A 6,433-nucleotide genomic window follows, 5' to 3' on the forward strand; every position below is an offset into this window, starting at 1 on the left:
ATGGAATGGGACGCCTATCTGGCCTCCCTGGATTCGGCGTGATGCCCAATGGGTGATGCTTCCGTTGCAGAGGAGACGGGCATGGCCGGGCTCTCGGTGGAAAATCTGTGCTTCTCCGGGATGAAACCCGTTTCCTTCAAGGTCGGTCCCGGTCAATGCGCCGGATTGACAGGCCCATCGGGCTCGGGAAAGACACGTCTGCTCCGGGCCGTCGTCGACCTGATTCCCCATACCGGGGAGATTTCCTTGAACGGCGCGTACGCCCGGACGATGCCGGCCCACGCATGGCGCAAAAAGGTTGGGTTCCTGCCTGCCGAGAGCGCCTGGTGGGGGGAGACGGTCGGGGCGCATTTCATACAGATCGATGCTGCGGAATTCAGGCGCCTTGGATTCGATGCGGATGTGTTGTCGTGGGATATCGCCCGGCTATCCAGCGGGGAGCGGCAGCGCCTTTCCCTGCTCCGGCTGCTGTCGGGAAGGCCGGAGGCCCTTCTCCTGGACGAACCGACCGCAAACCTGGATGACGACAATGCGGCGAGAGTGGAATCCCTCATCGCATCCTATCGACTGCACCGGAATACGCCGGTCATCTGGGTGACGCATGATCCGGATCAGATCCGCAGGGTTGCCGCCGTTCACTTCAGGATCAAGAGCGGCGCCCTGATGCAAGCGGCTAAGCGCCAAAGGTGAACACGCCATGCACGTCATATCCCTCTCCCCTGTAGACCTGTCCATTTCAGCGCTTCTGGTGATCGCTCTTGCCCTCCTCTCGATCCCCATGAAGCTGCATCTCTCACGGCAGTTGCTCTTCGCCGGAAGTCGAACGGTGCTGCAGCTTTCCCTGGTCGGCATGGTGCTGAAAGCGCTCTTTGATTACATGCACCCGGCAGGCCTCGCAGCGGTCGCTGCGGTGATGGTCGGGGCTGCGGGTGTTGAAATCATGCGGCGACAGAAACGCCGGTTTACGGGGGCATGGAGCATCGGGGTGGGGACCCTTTCCATGTTCATTTCATCCTTTTGCGTCACGATACTGGCTCTGACAGTGGTCATCGATATCCGTCCCTGGTACCATCCTCAATATGCCGTCCCGCTGCTGGGCATGATTCTCGGCAACACGATGAGCGGCATCGCCGTCGGTCTCGACCGTCTGACCGCCGTCGCCTGGGACCAGAGGACGATCATCGAGGCGCGCCTGACCCTGGGGCACCGATGGTCCGAGGCCATTGAGGAGATCCGGCGGGAGAGTATCCGCAGCGGATTGATCCCCATCATCAATTCCATGAGCGTTGTCGGTCTTGTCAGCCTTCCCGGAATGATGACGGGCCAGATTCTTTCGGGAACCCTCCCGATGGAAGCGGTCAAATACCAGATCCTGATCATGTTCCTGATCGCCGGCGGAACGGGATTCGGCACGATTCTGGCGGTAACCCTCGGGGCGCGGCGCCTCTTTGACGACCGCGAACGGCTGCGCCTTGACCGTCTGCGGTCCTGAATCTGCAATCCGGAATGGATCGGGGCCGCACCTCTTGATGAAATCGTGTTTATACTTAATTTACATCATGGTATTATTTGAAAAGTTGTCATGGCAGGTTGTCAATCGCTTTAGAGGGAGTAACACCAAATGGCCGAGACTGATTACTACAAAGAACTGGGGGTCAATCGAAACGCCTCCGATGATGAAATTAAAAAGGCTTACCGGAAGCTGGCGATGAAATATCATCCGGACCATACCAAGGGCGACAAGGCCGCGGAGGAAAAGTTCAAGAAAATCAGCGAGGCCTACGCCGTCCTCAGCGACAAGGAAAAGCGAAAACAGTACGATACCTATGGCTCGACTGATTTCCATCAACGGTTTTCCCAGGAGGATATCTTCCGGGGATTCGATTTTTCGAGCATTTTCGAGGATCTGGGATTTGGCGGTCAGAGCTTTTCCTTCATGGGGGGGCGGGGTGGCGGCAGGCGCTTCTCGTTTAGTGGCGGTTCGCCTTTCGGCGCGGGGTCCGGCCCCCAGCCATCGGCCAAAGGATCGGACCTGGTTTACGAACTTCCCCTCACCCTTCGGGAGGTGGCCTCCGGGACGAGCAAAACCGTAAGTTTTCAGCACGGCGGTCGGAGCGAACAACTCACCGTAAAGATCCCCAAGGGAATGATCACCGGAAAAAAGCTTCGGATACCGGGAAAGGGCGACCCCAGCCCTTACGGCGGCCCTTCCGGGGACCTTTTTATCAAATCCAAGGTCGTCGAGGATCCGGTTTTCACCAGCGAAGGCCATGACATCCATGTCGTCAGAGAGATTCGACTGACCGATGCCCTGCTGGGTACGACCGTATCCGTGCCCACCCTTGAAGGCGGTGAACTCAGCCTGAGAATCCCTCCGGGTACGCGGCACAAAACCAAAATGCGACTCGCCGACAAAGGACTGCCGGCCATGAGGGGGTCCCATCGGGGAAATCTCTATGTCACCGTCCATGTAGAGATGCCCTCACATCTGACGGCCGAACAGAAAGCATTGGTGGAAAAGCTGAGGGAGACCGGCATCTGAGAAATCCCAAAAGAATTGACAAATTCCTATTCTTTAAGTTATTCCTCGTCGACAGGGCGATGCACTGTAATCCCTGTTTTTTCCAACCACAGGCCGACCGCGATACAAAGATCGGCGGGACATTAATGCTCGCCGGTCGATTGTCAGGCAGCCATCGGGCTGTTGATGCCAACCTGGAACAATTTGGAACGCATTGAATATTATGCCGGAATTTATCCCTGTTTTAACCCGTGAGCGGATCGAAGAACTCGTCGTCGGCGTCGCCGGAAAAATCTGCGACGATTACAAGGGTCGTGACCTCGTTCTCGTCGGTGTCTTGAAAGGGGCTTTCATTTTTCTGTCAGACCTCTGTCGCCACATGACGATTCCCGTCCAGATCGATTTCGTCGAGGCCTCCAGTTACGGCGCTGAAACCTCGTCTTCCGGTAATATTAAATTGAATAAGGATATCGAGCTTGATATCGAAGGGAAAAATGTCCTGATCGTCGAAGACATCGTCGATACGGGTTTGACGCTTTCCTATCTTGTAGAGCACATCAAGGGCTTCGGTGCAAAGACCGTGAAGATCTGCGCCCTGATCGACAAACGTGAACGGCGAGAAACCGATATCCTCGTGGATTATGCCTGCTGCGTGGTCAATGCGGGGTTTCTGGTCGGATACGGACTTGACTACGCCGAAAATTACAGAGAGTTGCCGGGAATTTTTCATCTTAAATTTTAGCAAACACTTCCAGGGGGAGGGTATGATCATAACCTGTGACTACTGCGACGCCCAATTTGATCCGGATCATTATCCTGAACAGCTTGTCGATTCGAAAATTCGATGTATCCGCTGTAACGCCGTCCTGGAAGTCCCCGGGCCGCTCATCGAGCAGCATTCCGAAAAATTCCCCACCGCCCGATCCGCTACCCGGAATCCCGATATTTCCGAGAAGGAAGCCAGATCCTCGCGAACCAACATGCCGGGTAAAAAACAAAAGAAAAAAAAGATGTCCAGGTCTCCCGAATTCGGGCGTCCCGACCCTGGCGCCAATGACCGTCTCCTGAGCGGGAAGGGATCCGGCGTCGTCATCGGCGGCCTTCCGGGAACAGAAGACGGTTCCGGCTTATCGCTTGGGGGAGAAGCGCGCCCGAAAGCCGATGGAATGACGGATGAAAAGACCGAAATGTTCAGCCTGGACGACCTTGACGATACGGATGTCAGGAATGGTGCCGATGCTGAAAAGGAGCTGCTTTTCGATTTCGATCTGGAGCACATGGGAATTGACGCCGATACCGCATTGCCTTTCGAGTTGGACGACCGGATCGACGCTGTTGACAGGGACGGCTTATTGGATCTGTTTATGGACGTGGATCTCATGAAAACCATCGATAAAGGCTCGGGCAGAAGACTTTCGGAAGATGATGAACTGCATCTGGACATCGATGACGAGGATCTCGACGCTGATGAAGATGGTTTGGGGCGGCCGGCCATGGATTTTCGAAACCTGGAAAAGGCGCTTCAAGACGCGGCGGATGATATCGAAGAAGATGCGTCTTTCGACGATACGGGGCTGGGTTTGGACGAGAACCTCCTTCTGGATCTGGATCTGGATTTCGACGACGAAGAACATGATCCGGCAACGGTCATGGTCGATGACGGTGAAGCGATGCGGAAGCCGGACGACATATCGGAGGAAGAATCGGAGGATGTGGGACTGGGTTTGGACGAGAACCTCCTTCTGGATCTGGATCTGGATCTGGATTTTGACGACGAAGAACCTGGGCCGGCAGCAGTTCCGGCCGACGGCGAGGAGGATGATCCCGCTGTGGATCCGGTTCTGGATACAGACCTGTCGAACAAAGGCCTGGATCCGGATGAACAATTGATTTTGGACCTGGATTTCGATGAAGCCGGGACCGGAAATTTTCCGGCGTCATCGGTGTTGTCCGGCACAACAAGCGACCCCATCGAATTGACCGTCGATATGAACGACGACCATGACCGATCTTCAACCGACATCGCTTCAGATGATGCGGGAGACTTTTCCCTGGAATTGGACCTTGACCTGGCCGATGAGGATTCCCCGCTTTCCGGGCAGGACGAAGGTTCGTTCACGGAAGGGCCGGTCGCGGCGGACATCCTCGTGGACGAGGAAGAAGACGTTCCCGTGGAATTGACGCTCGAGTCGGCGGATGCGGACGACCGGATTCCGGGGTCGGATGAGAATGTGCCCGCGGGAGATCCTGCCGCGACGGATATTGCCTTGGATGAGGAGGGCGAGTTCTCTCTGGAGCTGGATTTTGAAGAAGCGGATAATGCTTCTGCGGATAATGCTTCTATGGATCAAGCGCCTGCTGAATCCGTTCTCCCGTCTGTGAAAGACGAAGACGATATCCTCGAAGTGTTGGGGGGTGACTTGGAATTCAATGAAGAATTCCTGTTCAATATGGATCCGGAAAAATTCAAAGAGGCGCCCGATGCACTGGCGACCACGACAAATCCGGCGAATCATGAAAACGGCGATGTCGACATCGCTTTCGACCTTAAAACACCATCTTCAACATTTGAAGACACGCTTCGGCATTCCGATGTCCCAGAGGCGAAACACCCTTCGCCGGCGGTTGGTGCGCGCATCGATGAAGCGGTTGATCGGGATGACGATTTCATTGACGCTTTTGACATGGGGATTCCAACGGATGAGTTTGAGGAACTGAAAGAAAAACGGAGTGATCGAAACGCGACTGAAAAAACCGCCATAGATCATAACGGCTTCGCTGTCGCCGATGATGATGGGTTGATGGGCCGCCCGCGTAAGAGGATGCCTGTCCTGATCCTGTTGTCGATGCTTTTGGGCGCTCTATTGTTCGGTGCCTATTCTTTCGGACTGTTTAAAAGCGACAATGCCAAAAACATATTGTACAACATTCCGCTTCTGAAAGACTATTTGCCTGCGCCGAACGATCGTGCCGGCGAGATTGTCACCCTGGCGCATACGATTCAAGAGCGATTTGTTGAAAATCAATGGGTGGGAACGCTGTTTGTCGTCAGCGGCAGTGTCCAGAACGGATACGCTATGCCTCGGAGCCACATTCAGGTGACCGGCAGGCTGTTTTCTTCCGGAAAAGAGCCCGCCGGCGTCGAGACCGTCTATTGCGGCAACACCTTGACGGACGCAGAATTGAATTCGCTGCCGCCGAATGAACTCAAGGCCCGGCTTGGCAACAAGGCCGGCGCGCAGAACAGCAACATCGATGTCCCATCCGGGGAAATACTGCCGTATATGATTGTTTTTGATAATTTACCCGAAACTCTGGAGGAGTTCACCATTGCGGTAAAAGAATCGGTTCCCGCCGACGGATAAAAAACTGTGTTTTTCTTCTTGACTTTATCTTTGCCGCCTGCTAAATACTACCGCGCTTTTGGACGATCCCCAAAAGCAACATCCGCAAAGGTATGCAGCGGATTATCCTTTCCAAATCTATTCCTTGGCTTTCTGAACGGCGATGTAGCTCAGTTGGTTAGAGCATACGGCTCATATCCGTAGTGTCCGGGGTTCAAATCCCTGCATCGCCACCAACCCTCCTTCCATCAGCGTCCAACACCATCCCAAAAGGCTTGAGAAATCAGGTTCTTTCATTTTTTTATTGTCCGGTACAATCCAATAGTATTAACCCGGCAATTAAAGATATAAAAAAATTGAAGAATATGCTATAGAGTGTGCATGGAAAAAATTGATGCACGCAAACTTGCGCCGGAAGTACAGCAACAGCTTCGAAATCAGGCAATTCGTCTTCGTAAATCCGGAAGGACATACAAAGAGATTTCCGAAATTATTGGCGTCCATTTTACGACTATTTGTGGATGGTGCAAAAGGTATGAACGCGAGGGAGCAAAAGCGATCCAGATAA

The 6,433-nt window shown here is 54.1% G+C and carries 6 protein-coding genes and 1 tRNA gene; all 7 read left to right on the top strand.

The features are described from left to right. The first annotated feature begins 48 nt into the window (after positions 1-48). The gene (locus AB7S84_RS15885) at positions 49-690 is read left to right on the top strand and encodes an ABC transporter ATP-binding protein (protein WP_428155690.1); all 642 of its coding nucleotides are present in this window, start codon (positions 49-51) and stop codon (positions 688-690) included. A 7-nt stretch (positions 691-697) separates the two neighbouring features. Beyond that, entirely contained in the window at positions 698-1,492 is a 795-nt protein-coding gene (locus AB7S84_RS15890; RefSeq protein ID WP_020877334.1) for an ABC transporter permease, read from the top strand. Positions 1,493-1,621: 129 nt separating this feature from the next. Next, positions 1,622-2,542, top strand: coding sequence for a DnaJ C-terminal domain-containing protein (locus AB7S84_RS15895; protein ID WP_020877335.1), 921 nt, complete (start codon positions 1,622-1,624; stop codon positions 2,540-2,542). A 202-nt stretch (positions 2,543-2,744) separates the two neighbouring features. Then, on the top strand, positions 2,745-3,263 hold the full coding sequence (gene hpt / locus AB7S84_RS15900; RefSeq protein WP_020877336.1) for a hypoxanthine phosphoribosyltransferase: 519 nt from the start codon (positions 2,745-2,747) through the stop codon (positions 3,261-3,263). Positions 3,264-3,285: 22 nt separating this feature from the next. Beyond that, complete coding sequence (locus AB7S84_RS15905; RefSeq protein WP_428155693.1) at positions 3,286-5,886, top strand: hypothetical protein; 2,601 nt, start codon at positions 3,286-3,288, stop codon at positions 5,884-5,886. 138 nt (positions 5,887-6,024) lie between these two features. Then, positions 6,025-6,101: transfer RNA gene (locus AB7S84_RS15910), tRNA-Met, on the top strand. 145 nt (positions 6,102-6,246) lie between these two features. Further along, positions 6,247-6,433 (top strand): helix-turn-helix domain-containing protein (locus AB7S84_RS15915; RefSeq protein ID WP_428155695.1); only part of this gene is annotated, 187 nt, incomplete at its 3' end.

The sequence above is a fragment of the Desulfococcus sp. genome, from assembly GCF_050178255.1.
Taxonomy (GTDB): Bacteria; Desulfobacterota; Desulfobacteria; order Desulfobacterales; family Desulfococcaceae; genus Desulfococcus; species Desulfococcus multivorans.